At 70.2% G+C, this 20,855-nt stretch carries 25 protein-coding genes; 6 read left to right on the top strand and 19 right to left on the bottom strand.

Going from position 1 to position 20,855, the window contains the following annotated elements:
• Positions 1-65 precede the first annotated feature (65 nt).
• From POD19_RS12485 to POD19_RS12405, 17 genes are all read right to left on the bottom strand, one after another.
• Positions 66-620, bottom strand: coding sequence for a hypothetical protein (locus tag POD19_RS12485; protein ID WP_340309537.1), 555 nt, complete (start codon positions 618-620; stop codon positions 66-68).
• Positions 621-624: 4 nt separating this feature from the next.
• Positions 625-1,260, bottom strand: coding sequence for a prepilin peptidase (locus POD19_RS12480; RefSeq protein WP_145993076.1), 636 nt, complete (start codon positions 1,258-1,260; stop codon positions 625-627).
• Positions 1,241-4,666, bottom strand: a complete 3,426-nt coding sequence (locus POD19_RS12475) for a hypothetical protein (protein WP_340309536.1) — start codon at positions 4,664-4,666, stop codon at positions 1,241-1,243. Before POD19_RS12475 ends, POD19_RS12480 begins: the two co-directional genes overlap by 20 nt.
• Before the next feature lie 94 nt (positions 4,667-4,760).
• Positions 4,761-5,813 carry a hypothetical protein gene (locus POD19_RS12470; protein ID WP_340309535.1) on the bottom strand — a complete coding sequence of 351 codons (1,053 nt, stop codon included), beginning with the start codon at positions 5,811-5,813 and terminating at the stop codon, positions 4,761-4,763.
• A 399-nt stretch (positions 5,814-6,212) separates the two neighbouring features.
• Complete coding sequence (locus POD19_RS12465) at positions 6,213-6,380, bottom strand: hypothetical protein (protein ID WP_031943856.1); 168 nt, start codon at positions 6,378-6,380, stop codon at positions 6,213-6,215.
• 163 nt (positions 6,381-6,543) lie between these two features.
• Entirely contained in the window at positions 6,544-7,176 is a 633-nt protein-coding gene (locus POD19_RS12460; RefSeq protein ID WP_340309534.1) for a hypothetical protein, read from the bottom strand.
• Positions 7,177-7,301: 125 nt separating this feature from the next.
• On the bottom strand, positions 7,302-7,481 hold the full coding sequence (locus POD19_RS12455) for a hypothetical protein (RefSeq protein WP_340309533.1): 180 nt from the start codon (positions 7,479-7,481) through the stop codon (positions 7,302-7,304).
• Positions 7,475-8,176 (bottom strand): hypothetical protein, encoded by a 702-nt coding sequence (locus POD19_RS12450; RefSeq protein WP_340309532.1) that lies wholly within the window; start codon positions 8,174-8,176, stop codon positions 7,475-7,477. Before POD19_RS12450 ends, POD19_RS12455 begins: the two co-directional genes overlap by 7 nt.
• A gap of 15 nt (positions 8,177-8,191) precedes the next feature.
• A complete protein-coding gene (locus tag POD19_RS12445) occupies positions 8,192-8,608 on the bottom strand; it encodes a pilus assembly protein TadG-related protein (protein ID WP_340309531.1) in 417 nt (138 codons plus the stop codon).
• Between the two features lie 2 nt (positions 8,609-8,610).
• Complete coding sequence (locus POD19_RS12440) at positions 8,611-9,060, bottom strand: TadE/TadG family type IV pilus assembly protein (RefSeq protein WP_031943860.1); 450 nt, start codon at positions 9,058-9,060, stop codon at positions 8,611-8,613.
• Entirely contained in the window at positions 9,057-9,467 is a 411-nt protein-coding gene (locus POD19_RS12435) for a hypothetical protein (RefSeq protein WP_340309530.1), read from the bottom strand. The genes POD19_RS12440 and POD19_RS12435 overlap by 4 nt, the downstream gene beginning before the upstream one ends.
• A gap of 42 nt (positions 9,468-9,509) precedes the next feature.
• Positions 9,510-9,692, bottom strand: coding sequence for a hypothetical protein (locus POD19_RS12430; RefSeq protein ID WP_061867359.1), 183 nt, complete (start codon positions 9,690-9,692; stop codon positions 9,510-9,512).
• 99 nt (positions 9,693-9,791) lie between these two features.
• Entirely contained in the window at positions 9,792-10,664 is an 873-nt protein-coding gene (locus tag POD19_RS12425) for a hypothetical protein (RefSeq protein ID WP_317677038.1), read from the bottom strand.
• Positions 10,661-11,527, bottom strand: coding sequence for a type II secretion system F family protein (locus POD19_RS12420; protein WP_317677037.1), 867 nt, complete (start codon positions 11,525-11,527; stop codon positions 10,661-10,663). The genes POD19_RS12425 and POD19_RS12420 overlap by 4 nt, the downstream gene beginning before the upstream one ends.
• Positions 11,524-13,107: a CpaF family protein gene (locus POD19_RS12415; RefSeq protein WP_317677035.1), complete on the bottom strand. Its 1,584-nt coding sequence runs from the start codon at positions 13,105-13,107 to the stop codon at positions 11,524-11,526. Before POD19_RS12415 ends, POD19_RS12420 begins: the two co-directional genes overlap by 4 nt.
• On the bottom strand, positions 13,104-13,928 hold the full coding sequence (locus POD19_RS12410; RefSeq protein WP_031943866.1) for a hypothetical protein: 825 nt from the start codon (positions 13,926-13,928) through the stop codon (positions 13,104-13,106). The genes POD19_RS12415 and POD19_RS12410 overlap by 4 nt, the downstream gene beginning before the upstream one ends.
• Entirely contained in the window at positions 13,925-14,629 is a 705-nt protein-coding gene (locus POD19_RS12405) for an SAF domain-containing protein (RefSeq protein ID WP_340309529.1), read from the bottom strand. The genes POD19_RS12410 and POD19_RS12405 overlap by 4 nt, the downstream gene beginning before the upstream one ends.
• A gap of 144 nt (positions 14,630-14,773) precedes the next feature.
• Between POD19_RS12405 and POD19_RS12400 the strand changes: the two genes are divergently transcribed.
• From POD19_RS12400 to POD19_RS12390, 3 genes are all read left to right on the top strand, one after another.
• Positions 14,774-15,070 (top strand): ArsR/SmtB family transcription factor, encoded by a 297-nt coding sequence (locus POD19_RS12400; protein ID WP_069941626.1) that lies wholly within the window; start codon positions 14,774-14,776, stop codon positions 15,068-15,070.
• A gap of 184 nt (positions 15,071-15,254) precedes the next feature.
• The gene (locus POD19_RS12395; RefSeq protein ID WP_317677032.1) at positions 15,255-16,178 is read left to right on the top strand and encodes a ParA family protein; all 924 of its coding nucleotides are present in this window, start codon (positions 15,255-15,257) and stop codon (positions 16,176-16,178) included.
• 1 nt (position 16,179) lies between these two features.
• Complete coding sequence (locus POD19_RS12390) at positions 16,180-16,743, top strand: hypothetical protein (protein ID WP_340309528.1); 564 nt, start codon at positions 16,180-16,182, stop codon at positions 16,741-16,743.
• A gap of 116 nt (positions 16,744-16,859) precedes the next feature.
• Here POD19_RS12390 and POD19_RS12385 read toward each other — a convergent pair whose 3' ends face one another.
• Positions 16,860-17,765, bottom strand: coding sequence for a replication protein RepA (locus tag POD19_RS12385; protein WP_317677028.1), 906 nt, complete (start codon positions 17,763-17,765; stop codon positions 16,860-16,862).
• Between the two features lie 398 nt (positions 17,766-18,163).
• A complete protein-coding gene (locus POD19_RS12380) occupies positions 18,164-18,970 on the bottom strand; it encodes a hypothetical protein (protein ID WP_340309527.1) in 807 nt (268 codons plus the stop codon).
• 262 nt (positions 18,971-19,232) lie between these two features.
• On the opposite strand from POD19_RS12380, the gene POD19_RS12375 reads away from it, so the two are divergent.
• The 3 genes from POD19_RS12375 to POD19_RS12365 all read left to right on the top strand — a co-directional run bounded on the left by POD19_RS12375 (position 19,233) and on the right by POD19_RS12365 (position 20,855).
• On the top strand, positions 19,233-19,460 hold the full coding sequence (locus POD19_RS12375) for a hypothetical protein (RefSeq protein ID WP_134416900.1): 228 nt from the start codon (positions 19,233-19,235) through the stop codon (positions 19,458-19,460).
• On the top strand, positions 19,457-20,521 hold the full coding sequence (locus POD19_RS12370) for a hypothetical protein (protein WP_340309526.1): 1,065 nt from the start codon (positions 19,457-19,459) through the stop codon (positions 20,519-20,521). Before POD19_RS12375 ends, POD19_RS12370 begins: the two co-directional genes overlap by 4 nt.
• Positions 20,522-20,585: 64 nt before the next feature.
• Entirely contained in the window at positions 20,586-20,855 is a 270-nt protein-coding gene (locus POD19_RS12365; protein ID WP_340309525.1) for a hypothetical protein, read from the top strand.

Here is a 20,855-nt window from a genome sequence, read left to right as displayed (position 1 = left end):
CCGTGGCCGGCCCTCACTTCCCATAAGGCCGGCATCCGGCGCTGATGTCCCTCCCCGTTCCGGGGTCAGATTTCATGCGCCGGGTGCAGAAGCAGCGCGTCGGCGGGGATCGTCGAGGTGTGCTCGAGGTGCCCGACTTCGAGGCCGGCGGCCAGCAGGGCCTGGACCGCGGGGTGGTCCTCGGCCAGGTCCTGGAGGAGGACCAGGGGGACGTGTCGCGGAGATGCGGCCGGCGCCGCTTCCTCGGCCGGCGCGGCCGGCAGCGGCGGCTCCGTCGCACTATCCGCAGTGAGGGTGCCTTCTGGCTCGGCTTCTGGCGTGGGTTGTGGTGTGGGGTCCAGGCCGGCCTTCCGTTGCAGGCGGGCGAGGTCGGCGTGGCGGGCCGGGGGCAGCTTGGCGGTCTCGAGCAGCTCGAGGGCGCGGGTGAGTCCGGTGTGGTCGCCGCTGGCGAGCCAGGTGGCCACGATCAGGCCCACGCGGCCGGCCTTGCCGGAGTCGTGGCCGGGGTCGCCTGGAACGGGGTGGGCCGCGGTGAGGTCGTCGAGCTGGGCGTGCTTGAGCCCGGCGGTGAGCAGGCCGGTCAGTGCACGGCGGTCGCGGGCGGAGAAGGTGCGGGGCACCTGGTCAGGATGCCAGGTAGCCCAGGACGGCGAGCAAGGCGAGCACGTGCCCGGCGACGAGGTACGGGGCCATGGGCACGCGGGTCTTGCGCTGGCCGCGCAGCAGGGCCGGGACCGCGCCGAACAGGGCTGCGAGCACGTAGCTGGCCAGGATGGCCAGCACCCAGGCACCGGGGCCGTGGGCGCCGATGGCCAGGGCGGCCACGGTGACGAGCTTGACGTCGCCCATGCCGGTGCCGCCGATCAGGTGCATCACCATCAGCACGACGGCGGCGATCACGGTGACCACCAGCCCCTGGAGGGCCCAGGCGCCGTAGCCGGTGACCAGCAGGCCCACCGCGGCGCCGAGGTTGATGGTGCCCAGGGCGGCCACGGCCCAGTTCGGGATGAGCCGGTGGGCCCGGTCCACGCGCGCCATGTAGATGCCCAGGCAGGCCAGGGCGATCAGGGCGAGCGCGGCGTGGACCATGAGCACGGGCAGCCCGGCGACCGCGGCGCCGGTGATGCCCAGCAGGGCAGCCAGGGCCACGCCGGGGCCGATCAGGGTGCGCACCGTCCGCGGCGGCACCGTGTAGGGCGCCGGGGCGGGGTCGGTGGCCGCGGGGGACGTGTCGTGGAGATCAGGCGACACGGTAGCCATGGGCCCGCAGCTCCTCGATCAGGGCGGTGGTCTCCACCTCGGGCTCGAGGTCCTCCTCGAAGGACTCCAGGTAGGAGTAGAGCTTCTCGATCAGGCGGGTGACCTCGGTGTGGTTGCCGGCGGCGGCCTCGGTGACCAGGGCGTCGCGCCAGGCGGCCTCGTTGGCGGGGTCGATCGCGCGGCCGACGCGGGCGGCCAGCTGGGCGTGCTCGCGGTGGCCGGCGGCCAGGGAGCGGGCCACGAGCTCGTGGGCGGCGTCGCAGATGGTCTGGACCATCTCCTGGACCAGGGTCTCGGTCCAGGCGACGTTGGAGGCCTTGGCGTGCTCGAAGGGCACTCCCCTCACCAGACGCATGGCGGCGACCAGGGCGGGGGTGGAGGCCTTCACGGGGTCATCGCCGATCAGGGACTGCACGACTTGCCAGTCGGTGAGCACGTCCTCGTGGACGCGGTAGCCCTCGCTGCCCACGGCGGGCAGGTAGGGGGTGCCGTCCGCGGCCTGGCCGAGCAGGCGGCGGGTCTGGCCGGTGAGCTTGTTGCGGTTGCTGGAGGCGGACTTGCCGTCGGAGCGCTGGGTGGGCCAGAACGCGGCGTGGACGGCCTCGGCGCTCGCGCCGGGGTGCAGGGCCAGGTAGGCGGCCAGGGCGACGCAGCGGGCGGTCTGGGTCGTCGAGACCTCGCCGGTGGCCGCGGTGACGGGGGCCTGGCCCTGGGCGCCGACGAGCTTGAGCTCGCCGAGCATCAGGATCATCGGGGTCTGGGTGGTGGCCTGCTCCAGCAGGTGTGCGGCGTCCAGGTCGATCTGCTTCTGCGGGTCGGTCGAGGCCAGCTGCTCGGGGGCGGCGTCCTTCTCGTCCTCGTCCTCGTCCTCCGCGGGGGACGTGTCGTGGAGATCGGTGGCCGCCTCCTGCTGCGCCGGCTCGGCGGTCGCGGCCGGCTCGGGCTCGGGGGCAGTCTCGGCGGGTCCTGCGGTCTCGGTGACTGCGACGACGGCCGGGGTCTGGTCCTGGGCCTCGGGGGTGATGTCCTCGGGCTCGGTCGGCACGGCGGCCGCCGCGGCTTGGTCCTGGCTCTCCTCGTCCTCGTCCTCGTCCATGGTGTCGTGCGGGGCGGGCGCAGGGGTCGAGGTGTGGCGGGCGGCCTGGGCGGCGAGCACGTCCTCCTCGTTCTCCTCGGCCGGATCGGTCTCGTCCTCGGCGGTCTCAGCGGTGGGGACCGCAGGCTCGGGGGTCAGGGGCAGGTCCTGGGTGTTCTCCTCCTCGTGGAGCATCTCCTCGAGATCGGCCACCGCGCTGAGGTGGGGGCGCTCGTCCAGGACGGTGTTGATGTCGATCGTGGCGGTCGTCCCACGGCCGGTGGAGCGGGGGTTCTCCAGGGCGGTGGCCAGCAGCTCCTTGATCCGCTCGCCCTCCTCGGGGGTGATCTTCTGCGGGCGCAGGTGTTGATTGACCGGGAGCAGGTCGGCGTGGTCCTCGTCCTCGAGGTTCAGGATCCAGTCGGAGGCCAGGGGGTTGGCGGTGGTGACCGCGGCGATGCCCAGCCGCGGGATGGCTCCGGCCAGGTCGGTGAGGCGACGAGCCTGGGCGGGGGTGGGCTCCAGGCCCAGCAGGACGATCTCGGGGCCGAAGGCCTCTTCCTGGTTGGCGGCGCGGGCCTGGTCGAGGGTGGCGGCGTCCTGCTCGTCGAGGGCGCGGCGGATGTCCTTGGCCTTGCCGTCGAGCTGGCCGATCAGCTGGTCCAGGTCGTCGATCTGGCGGACGCGGCCGTCGCTGACGACCTTGGCCAGGCCGTCGGCGACTCCGACGAGCGTGATGGTGACGTTCTCGGACCAGCTGGAGGTGGCCAGCTCCACGGCCATGGCATCGAGGACCTGGGTGGTCAGCTGGGGGTCGCCGTCGATGCCGAGGGTGCCCAGGCGCTCGAGGTCGAGCAGGACCTGGGAGCGAGTGTCGTCCTGGCCGACGGTGACCAGCGAGGGGTAGGGGGCGGCGGGCAGGTCGGGGTCGATGTCGATGGAGCCGGAGGCCAGCGTCCAGACGACGCCGTCGTCGGTCTCGGCCACGAAGGGCTCGGGCAGCTGCGCGGGGGCCATGAGGTAGAGGGCGATCTGCTCGGGCGAGACGCGCACGAGGAACAGCTCAGGCAGGTCCTGGCCGTTCTCGTGGGCCCAGCGGGCCAGCCAGCGCTGGACGACGTCGAGCTCCTCAGCCTGCTCGGGCTCGGCGACCACGCGCAGCTGGGTCTCCAGCTGCGCGGTCTGCTCCTCGGGCATGGGGACGGACTGGCCGGGCTGGCGGCGGCGGCGCTGGAGCTGGCGGCGCAGGCCGACGATGCCCAGCAGTCCGGCCGCGGCGAAGGCGCCGATGCCGCCGATGGTGGCCCATGCGGGGACCTCCTCCGGGGCAGCCTGCTCCTGGTGGGAGGACAGATCGGCGGGGGCCGGCGCGGTCTGCGTGAACGCGCTGCCGGGGACGGCGGAGGGGCCCTCCTGCTCGGCGGAGGCCGTGGAGGGTGCCGCAAACACGGCCTCGCCGGGCAGCGGGTGCTGGGCGTCCTGGGCCGGCGTGGAGTCCGAGGCGGCGCTCGGGGCGGCGGCCGCCTCGGGGGCCGGCGTGGCCGAGTCGTCGGCAGGGGCGGAGGGTTCGGCCGACGCCGATGCGGAGGGCGCCGCCGGGGCGGGGGCCTGCTGGGCGTCCGTGTCGGTCTGCGCCGGGGCGGGGGCCTGCTGGGAGGGGGCCGGTGTCGCGGAGGTGGAGCCGGCGCCGGTGGGGCCGTCGGGCAGCTCCACGGTCCAGCCGGTCATGATGAGGTCGGGATCGGTGAGGGTCTGGCCGTCGGCCTGGGGCGTGGAGCGCATCTGCTCGGCGATCTCGCCCCACCGGCTGCCCTGGCCCAGCTCGTCCCGGGCGATGCCCCAGAGCGTGTCTCCCTCCTGCACGGTGTAGGTCCGCTCCCCCGCGGCGGCAGGGGTGTCCTGGGTCGTGTCCTGGGTGGTCTGGCCCTCCTGGGCCATGGCGACGGCGGCGGGAGCGGAGGCGGTGTCCTGCGGGGTCAGGGCGAAGGCGGGGCTGCCACCGCCGAGAGCGAGCACGGCGGCGATCAGCGCGCCGGCCAGGGCCTGCTGCGGACGCAGCGCTCCGCCCAGGTTGGGGGTCTCGACGCGGCGGATGAGGCTGATCACCTCGACCACAAGCGAGTAGACGAAGGAGGCCCAGAAGCCCCACGCGATCAGTGGCAGCACGGTGCCCATCAGGAACGTGCCGCCGAAGTCGATGCCGGTCAGGGCCTGCTGGAGCTCGGCAGTGCTGGGGATGGGGTTGCCGGCCAGCAGGATCAGGGCGGCGGGGATGCCGACCACCAGGGCGGTCAGGGCCAGCAGGGCCGCAAGGCCTTTGAGGGTGCGCATGGGGCGTGTCTCCGCTCGCGTGGGTAGAGGTCTTCACGGGGTAGAAGGCTGGGGCGGTCCCCCGATGTCCCTTCTAAGTTGATCTGAGGTCAGTTTAGGCGGCGAGGTGGGCCGCCTCAAGGCTGTCACGCTCCGCGCCACCTTGCCGGAACAGCATCCGCATGGCCGCCAGGGCCGCGGTTCGAGCCGGAGACTCCACTCCCGCGGCCGCCGCGCGCGCTCGCGCATCCGCCTGGCGATCCCGGTGCATCGCCTCGCGCGCCGCCTCCGCCCGCTCACGAGCTCGGGCAGAGGCTGAGGCGAGCACGAGCCCGCCGGCGTCCTTCCAGTGCTCCAGGCGCCACCGCAGGTAGCCGCGAGCTCGAGCGGTGTCCTGGCCGGCGTCCAGGCTGTGGAGCCGGTGCGCGCCCTGGGGGGTGTGGTCCAGGGCGTGGAGCAGGTCGGCCGGGGTCCAGCCGGCCTCGAGGAAGGGACGGATCAGCGAGCGGACGTCCCGGGCCGAGAGCACGCGCAGACCCAGAGCGCGATCCTGGACGGTGCGGGCGGCGGCCAGCTGCTGACGACGGGTGGCCACTGCGCGGTTGCAGGGCCAGAGCTCGACGAGTCCGCGGTCGCGCGCGTGCGTGGTTCCTCTACGAGTTCTAGTAAGTGAATCCTCTAGCGAGGAAGGGTGCCAGTTTTTCTCCACAGCCCCACGGATCCGACGCTGACCTGCACGCTCCCGTGCTTCGGCCGCGGCGTCGGCACGGTGCCTGGCGAGGATCTTCTCCACGGCCAGGTGGGCGGTGCAGCACAGCACGTAGACCGCCGCCTCGTTGATCCGCTTGCCACGCTCGTCCGGGGTCGCGTAGGCGGCAGAGCGTCCGGCGGCGACGCGTCCGATCACCCCGTGTCGCATCAGCCAGGCGATGGCCGCGGTCACCGTCGAGGCGCTCCGGCCGATCATCTTCGCCAGGCGCTTGTGCCCGGGACGGGAGATCATCTTCGACCAGTCCGCGCAGGCCACCAGCGCACCCACCAGAGACTCCATCAGCCGCCGACGGGTCCGGGAGAGGTCCTGCCAGGCAGGCAGTGCCCGCAGGGCGGGAACGGCGTCGCCCAGGTGCTCCAGACGCCGGGAGCCGGCGGGCACCGCGGCCAAGATCACGTCGATGTCGCCCTCCCGGGCACGCGAGGGCCGGCGCCAGTTCTGACGGCACGGATTCGTGATCCGACCCCGCGCGGGCCGGGCTGGTTTCCGGCGATGGCGCAGCAGTCGGGCGAGGGTGGACTCCCCCAGGCACGGCGCCGAGGACACGGCCGACGGGAGGGGGGACGTGTCGCGGAGAGGGATTTTGGGTAGACTTGGGCACGACAACAGCAACGTGCCTCCTTCCAGGGAGGGACAGAGCCGGATCCCTTGGCGGGGATCCACCCGAGATCGAGAGCTTCACTGGCGAGTGAGAAGCAGCTCTCGAACAACTGAAATCTTCAGACCGGCACCCTTGGCGGGGTTGCTAGTCGCAAGAAGGCGGTTCCGTTGGCGCGGGGCCGCCTTCTTGCATGCTCAGGCGATCTTCACGTCGAAGGCCTCCTGTCCGTTCGACTCGGGGACCTCGTTGGCGTCGAGGTCGGCCAGGATCAGGGATGCGACGTAGTCGGTGACGGTCTCGCCCCGGTAGTCCACGCGGGCGTGCAGTTTCTGCTCATAGGACCGGGGGAGCTTGGTGGTCACGCTGAAGCGGTCTCCCTTGGACGGGCGACCGCCAGTGCGCCTGGTGGGGCGAGGGTTCGACGGGGGCGTGCGCATGGTCACAGAGTATCCCAATCCGATTCGTCCGAGTCCGTGCCTGGAAACAACACGCCGGGGCAGACCAAAGGTCTGCCCCGGCGACTGCTCACGGCCGGACGTTCAGGGCGTGGAACTCCCCGATTCGCACGTCCTGCGACGAGCGCGTCACGGTCTCGATTACCCCGGACTGGTCCTGGGCCGTCCACTCCACAGACCACGCCGTGATCGCCGTGACCGTGTAGGTCGGGTTCGACATCTTCATGTACGTGTGCCCGCAGTCCGGGGACTCCTCCTTGCCGAAGCGGTCCTCATACGGCGTGCCCGGCCCGTCGCAGATCACCTGCGTACCGTCGCCCATATCCCAGGTAACGCGCACCGGCCGCGCCGTGGCCTGCACCGCAACCCCGTTCATGTCCTTGCTGACCGTGTACGGCCCCCACGCCCGCGGATTTTCCGTGTTCTCCACCCACATCCACGCGGGCAGGCCGACCGCTCCGGTGCCGTCCTCCTGCACGGAGTACGGCACCATGCCGATCTCGATCCCCTCGAGCCGCATCTGCGTCACGAGCTCACGTGCCGCCTGTTCCGCATCCGCCGCTCCTGCCGCGGACGGCCGCTCCCACCAGCGCTGGGGGTAGTTCCTGAAGACGTCGGTTGCGCTTTGCCACTCGGGCACGCATTCCTCCCACGCGCCGCGAGACGGGTCCTTGCCGTCAGGAGGCGGCGGCTGGTTCTCCATGAGGCGCCACATGCAGTTCTTGGCCGGGTCGACGTTCTGGTCGCACTCCCCACGTTCGTGCGTCCAGCCCGTCTGGCAGTAGTTCGCCGTTGGTTCGCTCTCCCCGGGCCCCACGACGGGTTGCGTCAGATCGCCGCCACCAGGGCTTCCCGGCTTCTCCCCCGCACCGTGCAAGCGCCGAATCGGCACTCGGCGTCGCCGGCGGCACTGGCTACGGGAGGGGCAACGACCGCCGCCATCATCATGGCCACCGCCGCCAGCAGAGCACTGCCCAGACAGGTGACTCGTCGCATCTGCATCAGCATGACTTCGGATTCCCCTTCTCGTCTCGCATCACGTCTCGAGTAGCAACCTTCCAGGAGCTGTCGTCGTCCTGCCAGGTCACGATGTACGTGGTCTGATAGCGCAGCGCCGATCCAGAAGAGACAGGCTTGCCATTCTTGTCCTTCACGGAAACGGAGGTGTTGTCCTCACACACCAGCAGCTGGGCGTTGGAGTGAGGGACCTGCTTGCCCTCCACGTTGCTAGTCCCCCCGATGATCGCTTCCAGCAGTTCGACTCGAGACTTTCCCGTGTAAGTCTCACCGGATGACTCGATGGCCTTCAGCTGCTCGAGGTCCTGACTGAGGTAGGGCTCCCGAGCCGCGAGACCCAGCAGCTCCCCATCCACAGAGTTCTGCTTCAAGAAGTGGTCGTTGATGGCGTAGTACAACTGCAAAGCCTTGAAGCCGTGCTCCTTCGCCATCTCATCATTCGTCGGCCGGTCGGACGTCACCGCAGCGAACGTCGAAGCCTTGCTGCTAGAGCTTGCACTCCCAGCTGACGAAGATGCCTCGCTTGCGGACGACGGCACGTCCTGGATCGGCTCCAGCGAGGACTGCGAGGCGCTCGCGGACGTGGAATCGCCGCTCGGCTGGCCGCCGCCGTTGCAGCCGGTGAGCGTGAGCGCCAGAGCCAGGACGGCTCCGGTGTATGCGGTGGTCTTGGTGACGCGGCTCATGGTGTCTCCTTGCGGTCAGCGGGTGTTCGAGTGGATCTGGGCGGTGCCCTGGCCGTGGCCGGTCAGGACGCCGGTGGGGATGAAGCGCGGGGTGTAGGCCACGTCGACGTCCACAGTGACCTTGGTGGGGGTGACGTTGACGGTGCCGGTGGCTCCGGCTTCGGCGATCATCCCCTGGGCGGCGCGCGCGGCGGCCGCTCTGTCCAGGGTGATGTCCTCGCCGCGGGCGGCTCCGGCCGTGGTGCCAGCGTTGGCGCCGGCGCGGGCGGCCTGGTGGGCGATGGTGACGGCCTCCTCGGAGGCGCGCACCTTGCCGTTCCAGTCGATGCCGATGCCGAAGCCGACGAGCACGATGATGGGGACGAGCATCAGGACCAGCAGGGAGGACTCTCCGTGCTCGCGGCCGAGCCAGGCGCGGAAGCGGGCGATCATGCTCAGCCCCTCTCTCGATAGGTGTCCACGGGGGACGTGGCGTCGGCGGTGATGGTCCAGGACCCGGGAGTGCCGGGGATGGCCAGGTCGGAGAGCGGCACCGTGCAGGTGATGGTGGCGGAGACGGACCCGGGGATGCCGGGGGCGTTGCGCAGGGCGGAGGTGTCCAGCGTGATGTTCTGGGAGCCGCACGTGAAGTCGGTCTGGTCCAGGGTCATGCGGGCGGACTGGCGCGCATTGGACTCGGCCTGGCCGGGGTTGCGGGCCAGGGTGGCCTCGCGGGCGGCGACGCCGGCCGCCGACTCGATGGAGGTCTGTGCTGCTCCGATGCGGCCGCCCATGACGGCGATGGCGATGAGCAGTCCGATGGCCGGAGCCACGATGAGCAGCCCGACGCCGGACTCGCCGCGCTCATCACGCAGCCAGGCCAGGGACGTGTCGCGGAGGTTCACTTGACCACCCTCTCGACGGGCCCGGTCACGGACCGGGAGACGGACGGGCTGATCCACTGCCCGGTGTAGGCCGGCGCGGTGCCGGTGACGGTGACGGTCATCCGCTCCCCGGTGGTGCTGATGTTCACGGAGGCGCCCTGGAGGGTGCCGGAGTGCTGGGAGATGACCTGCTGGGCGGCCGCCTGGCCCTCGGCGCTCGAGCCGCCCATGACTCGGGAAGTTGCGTAGGCCGCGTTGGCCGCGGACTGAGCCACGGTCGAGGCCTGGTAGTAGGCACCGGCCTGGGGGACGAGGAACACGAGCAGGACGGCCACCGGCACGATCAGCAGCGAGGCGATGTTCGAGGAACCCGTCTCGTTGCGTGCATGGGCCTCGAGGTGCGCTCGAAGCGGTGCCGTGATGTTCATGGCGACCCCCTGCTCGTGGTGTTCCGTCCCTGGCTGGTCTAGTCAGCCCAGCTCGCCGACCTTGTTGGTGGCGAAGGTGTTGATGCCGGCCCAGACCAGGGCGGCCAGCACGACGGCGGCGAGCACGCCGAGGATGATCTCGATGGTCTCGGCGCCAGCCTCGTCCTCGTGCTTGTCCTGGATCCAGGCGCGGAGGATCAGATACTGCTGCATCAGCTTGTTCATGGTGAGTCCCCTCGTGTGGTGGAAATGGCCTCGGGACGGTCCCGATGCAGGTGGGTGGGTGGATGGGAAATCACGATCTCCGGGAGGAGCTCGCGCGTCTCACGCGCTCATCAGCGTCAGCATCAGAGGGGTGAGGACGATTAGCGTGAACATCAACGCGATGAACATGATGATGTTCTTCATGCGGCCGGAAGCCTCATTCTCACGGGCTGCCTCGGCGTTGAGCATCCGCACGCGCATGTTGCGACCCAACGCGCGCAAAGGCTCGTAGACGCTGGCCCCATTGTCTCCGCTCAGGCGCATGATGCGGGCGGCATCGGTGAGCTCGGGGACGTGGAGCTGCGTGGCCAGGGTCTCCAGGGCGGTCCAGGGCTGGACCTTGGTGAAGCGAGCCCGGACCAGTTCCTGACGGATCCGCTGGAAAGCCCAGGTGTCGCCGATGGCGGCTGCGTTTTCCAGAGCCACCGTGGGCTGGGCGTTGCGGCCGCGCTCAGAGGCCAGCAGCTCGACGAATACCGCGACCGCGCGTGCGAAGTCAGTGCGTGCCTTGGTCGCTCGCTTGTGGGCGGCCGAGTCAGGTGCCAGCCAGGCGACGGCGGCGACGAGCAGGCTGATCAGCAGGGACAGCCACAGCGGCAGGGAGTAGAGCACCTGTGCGGCCACGCTCAGGGCGAGGCAGACCACGAACACGAGTGTGGCGCCGTAGATCTTGGCCCAGGTGTGGCGGCTGCGGGTGGTGCCCAGGATGTCCAGGTCGGCGTCGGTGAGGCCGTTGACCAGGGCCGGCGGCAGCGTGCGCATCGTCCACTGCGAGGCCCGCTCCTGCCAAGAGAGCGCGCCGCCTCCGGAGGTGCTGGTCACGGTGCCGTCGAAGGCCGCCGCGCGCAGGCGCGGACGCTGGGGCAGCAGGGGCCAGATCAGCGCGGTCGCGGCCAGGCCGAACAGCATGCCGGCGATGATGATCATCATCATGACGAGCTCCTAGCGGTCAGCAGGCGGACCTGCGGCGGCGGGGCTACCACGCGGGTCATCCAGATGATGAGCCCTGCGGTGACCAGAGCCAGGACGAGGTAGAGCGCCTGGCCCAGCGGGGTCTGGTAGGCGGCCATGGGCCCGCCCATTCCGGGGACCAGGCACAGGGAAATCACCACGATGGTGATCACGATGCGGGCCTCACGGCGGGCGCCGGCGCGGTCGGCGTAGATGGCCCGGCGCTTGGAGACCTCTTCCTCCACGGAGGTGGAGAGGTCGTCCAGGGCGTTCGCCAGGCCCTGGCCGCGCTGATTGGCGGCCAGGATCAGCTGCATGACGACCAGGTCGCCGGTCTGATCTCCCCATTCCAGGCCCAGGCGCTTGAGGGCGTCTGCGGTAGGCCAGCCGGCCTTGATGCGGGCATTCATCGTGGCGATCTCGTCCCGGATCAGGTCGCCGGCGTTGGGCATGGAAGCGGTCAGTGCGGTCTCCAGGGAGGTTCCTGCGACGATCAGGCCGGAGAGCGAGCGCGTCCACATCTCCATCTGCGCCAGCTTCTCGATCTGGGCCGATCCCCCGCCGGAGCCGAAGGCCAAGCGCAGGAGGATGACGGCGCCGGGCAGGGCGACGAGGTAGACGAGCAGGCCGGTGAACAGCGCAATGAAGAAGCCCACGGCGGCGGCGATGCCCACCATGATCCACGTGTTGCGGTCCATGCGGCGGCCGAGTTCCTTGAGGGCGGTGAGCCAGCGCGGATCGGGTGCAGGGGCCTTGGGAGGGGCGGGCCAGAGCCAGTTCACGGCAGCCATGCCCAGGCCGAGGATGCCCAGGGCAAAGCTCAGAGGGAGCAGGAGCGAGCTCATCGGGCACCTCCGGCCAGGCGCAGCAGGTCGAAGCCGGTGCGCTCGAGATCGTTGCGCAGGCGGTTGTCCACGGGAGGGGCCACGGGCACGGCGTTCTCGTCGCCGGGACCCATGCGGAACAGGTCGGCCACCGAAATGCCCTTGTCGGTGTCGCCGGGCAGCACCTCGGAGATCGAGATGATCTTGCGCTTCACCGAGCCATCGGGCTGAGGCACCTTGCGCATCTGCACGACGACGTCGATGTGGTAGCCCAGCTGGCGAGCCATGTAGGTCTCGGAAAACTCGTTCATGCCCAGGCCGACCAGACGGCGCACGGCCTCCTCGCCGGAGTAGGCGTGGACGGTGCAGTAAGTTCCCGCGCCGGTCTGCATCGCGGAGATCATCGCGCCGATCTCCGAACCGCGGACCTCGCCGACCAGGATGCGTGCGGAGTTCAGACGCAAGGCCTTCTCCATGGCCATGGTCAACGTGTACTCGCCGATGGTGCTGCCGTCGGCGGCGCGCTCGCCCGATCCGGGGCGAGCCTGAAGCTCGATCGGCGGGACCAGGCGAGAGTCGAGCCGGTCCAGGTGCAGCTCGCGCTCCTTCTCGATGGTCACGATCTGCTCCAGCGGGCCGATCTTCTCCGCCAGGGCGCGCATCAGGGTCGTCTTGCCGTCGCCGCCGAAGCCGCTGATGACGATCGTCTTGCCGGCCTGCACGAGCGCCGTGAGGAACTCGGCGGCCAGGGGGCTCAGGGTGCCGTTGTTGACCAGCTGCTCCAGGGTGATGTTCACCAGCCGATGGATGCGGAATACGGCGGTGGGCCGCGTGGAGACCGGGCGGGCGGTGGCGGCCAGACGGACCGAGCCCATCAGGTCCATGTCCAGGTCGGGGTGGGCCGCAGAGAAGGGGCGGGACTCCTCCCCCGCGTTCGCGGCGAGGAACTGGAGCTCGGCCATCATCTGCTCATCGGTCTCGAAGACGGGAGGGCGGCGCTCCATGCTGCCGCCGGCCTTCTCCACCCAGACGTGGTCGGAACCGATCATGTGGATGTTCTCCACCCCGGGCTCGTCCACGAGTGCCTGGAATCGGCCCAGACGGAACATCGCATCGAAGGTGGCCTGGCGCAGTGCCGCCTGCTCTTCGGCAGTCCATGCGGCGTCGCGGCCGCCGGTCTGCACGTTCTCACGCATCTGCTCGATGATCGCGCGGTCGATGTGCCGCCAGCCCATGGCGTGCAGCTCGCTCTCGGGCAGGTCGATGCGGTCGGCGGTCTCCTCGGCGTGCCAGTCCACGGCCTTGGCGCGCAGCACGTCGACGATCGACCAGAAGTCCGTCAGCTCCGTGGTGTTGCTCGGCCGGGCCGGGGCGCTCTGCTCGGCCTGCGGTGCCGGCTCGGGCACAGCAGTCAGCGGCTGGGACAGCCCGGGCAGCTCAGCGGAATCGGTGGGAGACGGGGTAGTGCCCAGCGGGCGAGCCAGGTGAGCGCCGGCGGAGGCGGGGATCAGGGACGGCCGGGCCGGCTTGGCCGGGGTGCTCTCGGTCAGGAACGGGAGGTTGAGCAGGTCCAGGGACATGTCGGGGGTCTGATCCTTCATCGCTGCTCTCCTCCGGTCTCGGTGGGCATGTCCGCCTCGATGAGCTGGCGGCGGGCCATCAGCGCGTCCGCGAGGGAGGCGTTGGCGGCACCGATGGCCCGCGTGTAGGAACGCAGCCTCCAGGACGTCGCCTGGGCGCCCCCGCCGAAGTGAGCGCCGGCTTCCGGGCTCTGGGGAAGGCGTCCACGCACCGGCAGGCCCAGCACCTTGGAGATGTCCTTGGAGGGGAACTCCTGGGCTCGATCTTCGACCACGAGCAGGGAGGACGTGTCCACTGCCCCCGCGGTGGCGCGGGCCTCCAGCACGGCCGGCAGATAGGCACGCGCCGCGGCCACGGAGACCAGGTCGCTGCGCACCACGACGCTCAGGTGGTCGCTGTCGCGCCAGAGCGCCTCCCGGCCGTGGGCGTTCTCGGAGCGGCCAGCGTCGACGATCACGTCGATGTCCTGGCCGGAGACGGCGCGCAGAGCCATCATCAACTCCGGCCAGAGGCCCCGCATGGATCGCGCGGCCAGCGGCTCGGACATGGCGGGCAGGAGCCAGCGGGAAGGCTGGCCAGCGTCCTGGCCCGTTCCCAGGTCGACGGCGTAGTCCCAGATGTCCTGCTCCGTCAGGGCCTGTCGCATGGAGTTGTGGGCGATGCCCATCAGGCCGCTGTCGGCCGGCATGCTGCCCTGCAACCACCCGGCGAGCACGGATGAGGGCTTGCTGACGTCGGCCTCCACGAGCAGCACAGGGCGCGGCCACTGCAACGTCATGGCCACGGCCGTGGTGCTCACCCCCGGGCTGACACCGAAGGCCGCAAGGGTCAGGATGCTCACTTCTGCGCTCCCTGCATGATCATGCTGGCGGTGCCGGCGGCACCCCAGGTGGCGACCTTCTGGGCGTCGGCCTGCTTCACGCGCAGATCCACGGTGGTCTTCCCGCTGTTCTGGTCATGGTGGCTGGCCTCGATCACGGCCGCGACGGGGTCGTGATTCTGGTTCTCGTCACCGGCCTTGGTGTTCTGGTTGCCCGGGGTGAAGAGGACCTGGACGTGATCTCCTGCGGCCATCTCCCGGGCAGGCAGGCGCCCGACCTCCAGAGCCAGGCCCACCAGCGATTCGCCGTCCTCCACACCCAAGGACGTTGCCGTGGACGTGCGCGTGATGGTGCTGCCCGGCTGGAGGTCGGTCGTGGCCACCTGCCCCTGGATCTGCTGGGCCTCGGTCGCGGGGACCAGCACGCTGGGGTCGCCGGCCACGCGCACGGACGAGAGCATGGAGGACTCGATCTTCTGCCCTCGCTCCACGGGAGCGTTCACCACCAGGTAGGGCTTGGCCTCGTTGGCCTGGGTCCCCACGAATGCGCCGAGGCCGCCCAGGGCAGCCAGGGCGACGGCGACAGCCACACCGCCCACGCGGCGCTTGGCCACCGGCGTCGGCGCAGGACGGCCCACGGGGGCCGCCGCGCTGGAGCCGGCCTCGCTGACGCGCGGGGTGTCGGTGGGGGTCACCTTGGGCGACCGCTTTCTCAGAGCCACCTTGGCCTGCCTTTCTCGCTACTGAGGGGACTGCACGGGGAGCGTATCAAACCTGCCAGCCGTGATGGCAGGTGGCTTGGTCCTTCACCAGACATAAAGCCCGGACCGCCCCCTCATGTCCCTCTGTACGGTAGACATTTCTGCATGAGCGCCCCCGCATCCCCCCTCGACACGGCCGTCGTCGCGTTCAACTCCACGCTGCGCATGCGCATCCTCGTGTTGATCGCCCGCTCCCCCGGCCTCGGCGCCCACGACCTCGCCACGTCCCTGGACATCCCCCGCGCAACCCTCTCCCTGAACCTGCGCACCCTCGAGGAGGCCGGCCTGCTGACCTCCAGCGACACCTCCGAAGCGCGCCGGGGCCGACGCCTGACCTACCGCCTCAACCGGGAGGCCTACAGCGCGATGATCGAGGCCCTGGGCGCGATCGTCGAGCGGTGACCTCATGCCATACCGGCACCACATCGGGAGTGCCGTTCATGCCATAACACCGCCGTATGCGCGCCAGTCCCCAACCGTCCGCTACACCAGTTGCACGCCATAACACTGCGGGAAATCTCTCGGTATTTCCCGAGAGATGCAGTAGACTGGAGGAGTCAGATCACAGGGAACCTAGGAGGTCCTCATGTCCACCCCTGCGCGCTCATACGCCATCCCAGGCGTCCTGGCGGTCGCCAACGGCAAGGGCGGTACCGGCAAGACGTCGCTGGTCGCCAACCTCTCCGGTCTGGCCGCGGCCGCCGGCATCCGCACCCTCACCATCGACCTGGATCCCCAGGGCAACCTCTCCCCCGACCTCGGTCTAGAGAAGTCGGACGGAATCGAGCTGCGTCGAGCCCTCGAAGATGGGGCGCCGCTGCCGATCTCCACGGATCCCACACGCCCAGGCCTGGGCGTCGTTCGCGGCGGCCCTCGTTTGGCCGACATCATCAGCCTGCTGGTGGCACGCGGCTATGACGCCCCGCCCCTCGGGGCTCTTCTGCACCGGAGCCTGAGCCAGGTCATGGAGGAGTGGGACCTGGTCGTCATCGACACGCCCCCGGGAGACCGCGCCCTGGTCGAGGCCGCCTTCAGCGTCGCCGAGGGCGTGGTCATCGTCTCCAAGACGGATCTCCGCTCCCTCGACGGCGTCGCTGTGACGGCCGAGCGCTTCCAGGCCGTCCACGAGAGCACGAACCCCGACGTGCAGCTGTTGGGCCTGGCGCTGTTCGACGTGGAGGCGCGCGCCGTGAAGATCGAGCGAGAGGCCCGCCAGGCGCTCGAGCAGATGCTCCAGGGGCTGGCCTTCGACGAGGCCGTCTTCACCGCCCGTATTCGGCACGCCGCCGGCGCCGCCCAGGACCTGCGCAAGAGCGGACGCCTGGTGCACGAGCTCGAGAGTGATGTGGCCCGCGCTCACCGAGAGCGCTTCGCGCGCATCAAGGCCGGTGAAGCCTCGACCTTCCATGCGTCGACCATGGATGGCCTGGCAGGGGACTACGCCGCACTGGCCCAGGAGATTCTGGGACGCCTGAGCGCCCTGGGCCAGGACGAGGAGGAGGACGCCTGAGATGGAGACCCCCAATCGAGCAGACGGACTCGGCGCTGTGTTCAACGCGCGTGGCCGGGGCAAGAAGAAGCCGGCGGAGAAGGTCGACTCTGTGCCATACGCCATGCCAGAAACCACACCAGATGCCACACCGGAATCCACGCAGGACACCACACCGGAAACGGTGCCTGTCACCACGCGGGAGACCGCACCGGAACTGATGCCAGACGTGAGGCGCGCGGTCCCGCAGGAAGGCGCGCAGGTGGTCGAGCTGGACCGTGAGGACGCCCCCGAAGAGGAAGAGCTAGTCGTGCGCAACACGGCCGTCTACCTCCCCGTCCCGGTCCTGGAGCGGCTGCGGACCGCGGCCGCCAAGCGGCATCGGACCTACACGGACCTGCTGATCGACGCGTTCGACGAGCTCAGCGACGATCAGCTCTTGGCGGCCTGCGGGCACAAGCCGCGTGCGGACGGGGGGATGCCGCGCGGGCGCCGAGGTGCCGCGCGCGGCCAGGGGGCGTGCAGGTGCAGCTGCGCCTGGATCAGGAGCAGCGGGGTTGGCTGGATGAGCAGGTGGCCCATCTAGGCGCCCCCTCCCGGAGCGCCATGGTCGCCTCGGTGTACGACGCCTGGCTGCCGAAGAGCTGAGCCGACATGAGCAAGAGGGGGGCGGCCCGGCAGGGCAGCCCCCTTCGTGGTGCATCAGCCCACGCGCAGGTGCCGGGGGCGCTGGTGGGCTGGCCGCGGGACGTGGGTGGCGGAGGGGTGCAGGCGCAGGCCGGAGTCGACTACGGCCACCTTCGCCTGGGGGTAGATCAGCTTCACGGGCTCGAGGTTCTTCAAGAAGGCGGCCTTGAACTGGCGTGGCTGGGCGTACTGGGCGCCGAACTGAGTCTCCAGCTGGCGCCAGGAGACGGTGGTGGTGCGCTGGAGCGTGGACATCCGGTAGGAGAGCCAGACGTAGAGGTCCATGCGCATGGGGGAGCCGCCCAGGGCTGCCAGGGCGGAGGAGAGGACCGGGACGGGGGAGCGCATGACCTCCTCGAAGTAGGGCTCGCTGAGCTCGATGCGCGCGTGGTCGGCCCCACGCTGGTACGTGAGCTCGTAGCGGTGGGCCACGTGCATGTTCTGGCCGCTGAGGGTGCGCCGGCCGGGCGTCTCGCGGCTGGTCTCGATGATGATCGAGGTCGTGCTGAGCCGGTGGAGCTGGTCCATCACACGGCGCTGATTCGCCCCGGAGGGGTAGGTGCCGACGCTGGAGAGGAACGCGCGCAGGGAGGGGCCGGGGTCCAGGTGGCGGGAGCCGGTGCGCACGGCCTCGGTGGACATCCAGGTGAGCAGGGAGCGGGCCAGGACGCCGAAGGGGAAGCCAGCCGGGCCGGGGGAGAGCGTCAGGGTGGTGTCTCCGTTGCGTCGGCTCCAGTGGGGGACCGTGGCTCCGGGGTCGCGGTAGGGCAGGCTCAGCTGGGCCCAGATGCGGGTGGAGAAGGCGACCTCGCCGGGGTTCTGCTCGATCTCCTCGCTGAGCTCAAGCAGCCGCAGGCGCCTGGGCGAGAGGGCCGGGCGCGTGGCCGCGTCGATGGAGGTGATGTCCGGCGTGTGGTTCATGGCTGAGGTGACCTTTCGGACCCGATGACGGGTGGGCGTGGAGGGGACGGAGCGGGTGTGGAGAACTGCGGTCGCCGGGGAGTTATCCACGTGCATCTTGTGACGGGGGCTCATAGTCGGCGGAGTGGACGCAGATTGGGGGCGAAATCGGCGGGATCAAGCCGATCGCGTGTGTGCATCTTGTGACGGTGCGCCGGTCGGGCCGGAGGTTATCCACGTGCATCTTGTGACGGCCAGTGTGTGCATCTTGTGACAGCCACCCCGTCAGAATCGGCATGATTGCAACGATTTTGGAGGGTCCCCATGTAGTAAAACCACATGTATCCCTCCTGTAGTGGGGGGCGGTTTCGCTGTGCATCCGTGGATAGCCGTTCGGTGAGGTGGTCGCGGTCTGGGGTTCAGGCGGCCGGGGCCTGCTCCATGAGGGCCGCATAGTCGGGAGCCAGCTCGCTGCGCTCCATGGCGTAGTCCTTCACGGCCTGGGTCAGGCGAGTGCGCAGGACGTTGATGCGCTTGCACAGGCCGCGGCCGCTGTAGCCGTACTCGTCGCTCAGGGCTGCGCGCTCGGCCTCGTCGGCCAGCTGGTAGCGCAGGAAGACCGCGGCGTCGCGGCTGGAGAAGACGGCGTTGTCTCGAGCCCAGGCGATCAGGGCGCACAGGTCCCGGGTGGCACGGCCGTTGTCGGCGGCCTCATCGTCGGCCGACTCCTCGGCCAGCTGCGGCAGCCAGGAGGGCAGGGCCTCGACGTCGGACTGGCCGTCGTAGAGCTTGCGCTCGAGCAGGGAGTCCTTGAGCACGTCCATGGCGAGGTTGCCGATGCACGAGCCGGCCCGGTGCAGGGAGGGCCTGCGGATCCACTTCCACGCTGCGGCGATGACGGCGGCGGAGACCTCCTCGCGGGCGGAGTGGTCTCCGTGCATGGTGGCCATGCGCATGCGGGTGTGACGGCCGGCGATCAGGGTGAAGCGAGGCAGCATCAGCTGGAGGACGGCGCGGGCGCAGTCCTCGTCGCCGACCGCGGCCTGCTCGAGCAGGCCGCGCATGATCTGCTCGCGGACCTCCACGGTGCTGCGGGCCACCGTCTGGACGAGCTCGATGCCGGTCTGAGCGCCGTGAGGCCAGGGGTGGGAGGTCTCGGCGTAGCGCACGGCCCACTCGGCGTTCAGACGGTCGATCACGGTCGGGGCGTAGGTGGTGGTGCTCATCGGACTCGGTCCCTCCATCAGTGGTGTCCGGGCGTCCCGGACGGGTCACTGACCAGCCAAACGAGCAGGTCGGGAAACGAATCTGGATCTGGATCTGGATCTGCCGATCGTCTGGATTTCCAGAACCTGGACCGCAGGAGATCGGCGGAATCATGCGGATGTGGGGGAGGGGCGGAGAGAAAGTTCCCGCACGGGAGGGACATCGGTTCCCGCGGGCGGCCTTTAGTCCGGTGAGAGATCGCCCGTCCAAGGAGCCCCCGTGATGTCCGAGCAGACCCCCGAGATCGTGACCGATGAGCAGCTGGCCAGCTTCGTGCGTGAGGCCCAGACCATGCGGGAGGCCGAGACCGTCCTGGAGGCGGGTCTGGCGGACCTGTGTGCGCGGCCGTTCGACCAGGCCAGCCAGGAGGAGATGCGTCGCCTCCTGGACTCCGACCAGCTGCGCGAGGCCACCCTCATCGCCCGGCGGATGGGAGGGCAGGATCGGTGAAACTGCTCTCTCGCAAGAAGAAGACCGAGCCCGCCGCGGAGGCGCCGGAGCAGAACAGCCCGACGCCGGCCAAGTCCAAGGTGAACAGCCTGGCCTCCCGGGTCCTGCTCTACGGGTTCTACGGGGCGATGGTGCTGTGCCTGGGCCTGTCCGGCCTGGCCGTGGTGCTGGCCGCTTCGACGGCATCCCAGCCGGCTCCGGCGGTGGAGGTGCCCGACACGTCCACAGCCGAGGGCGTGGCGACCTCCTACGTTTCGGCGTGGCTGCGTGCCACCCGCGATGACCAGAGCCTGCTGGAGCCCTACATCGGTGGCACGAAGATCCCCCAGCTGCCCGTGGAGCCGCTGGGCGTGCGCGACGTCGCCGTGGCCGGCGTCCAGCGCGGCCAGGACCCGAGCATCACCTCCGTGACCGTCGCCGCCCACGTGGAGCAGCGCTCCGGGGCGCCGAGCACCCCGGGCGCTCCGCAGGCGGCGGATGCGACCAAGAGCCTGTCCATGGTGGAGCAGGCAACCGCCTCGTCGACGTCCTCCGCCTCGCCGTCTCCCTCGCCGTCTTCGGCCAGTCCGTCTCCGGCGGCTGGGGCCACCGCCAAGCCGGTCCCCTACACGCTGCGGTACTACCAGGTGGCCGTTCACGAGCAGGCCCCCGGCCAGTTGCAGGTCATCGGCTACCCCACCCCGGTGCCGGGGCCGGCTCACGGAGACCCCGTCACCCTGAACTACTCCCAGCGGGTCGGCCCGGACACCGACCTGGGAAAGATGCTCGACGGCTTCCTCCAGGCCTACGGCGCCGGCCGCTCGGATGTCTCCCGCTTCCTGGCCCCCGGCTACAAGCTCGCCGCCATCGACCCCGCCCCCTACACCCGCCTGTTCATCCAGGAGATCCGCACCGATCAGGCCCTGGACTCCGTCCAGCCTGGCACCCCGGTGCGCGCCCTGATCCAGGCGGAGGCAGAGCTGCCCGATGAGCGCAACTCGCGTATGGGCGTGACGGTGCCGGTCACCGTGACCTTCCGCGACGGCCGATGGGAGGTGACCTCCCTCGACCCAGCCCCCTGATCGACACCTCAGCCCCTCAGTCCACCCCGACCCACTGACCCCTCATCTCTGAAAGGGAGACCTCGTGAACGTCTTCACCCCGAACCTCCACTCTTCCCTCACGCTCGGCGCCAACTTCTTCACCTCGATCAACAACCTGATCTCCCAGGCCCAGGGCGTGCTCAACGCGCTGATCATCTTCCTGGGCGTGGTGATCTTCCTGATCGGCTCGGCCCGCGGCAAGTGGACCCTGCCGGCGATCCTGCTCTCCGCTCTGGCCGGCGGCCTGTTCATCTGGGGCGGCGTGGCCGGCGTCCAGTGGGCCGCGGACTCCGCCGGCACGACCATCAAGTGA

It is taken from the genome of Micrococcus sp. GPGPB33 (assembly GCF_037853785.1).
Taxonomy (GTDB): domain Bacteria; phylum Actinomycetota; class Actinomycetes; order Actinomycetales; family Micrococcaceae; genus Micrococcus; species Micrococcus luteus.
This window is presented reverse-complemented; position numbering and strand designations above follow the sequence as displayed.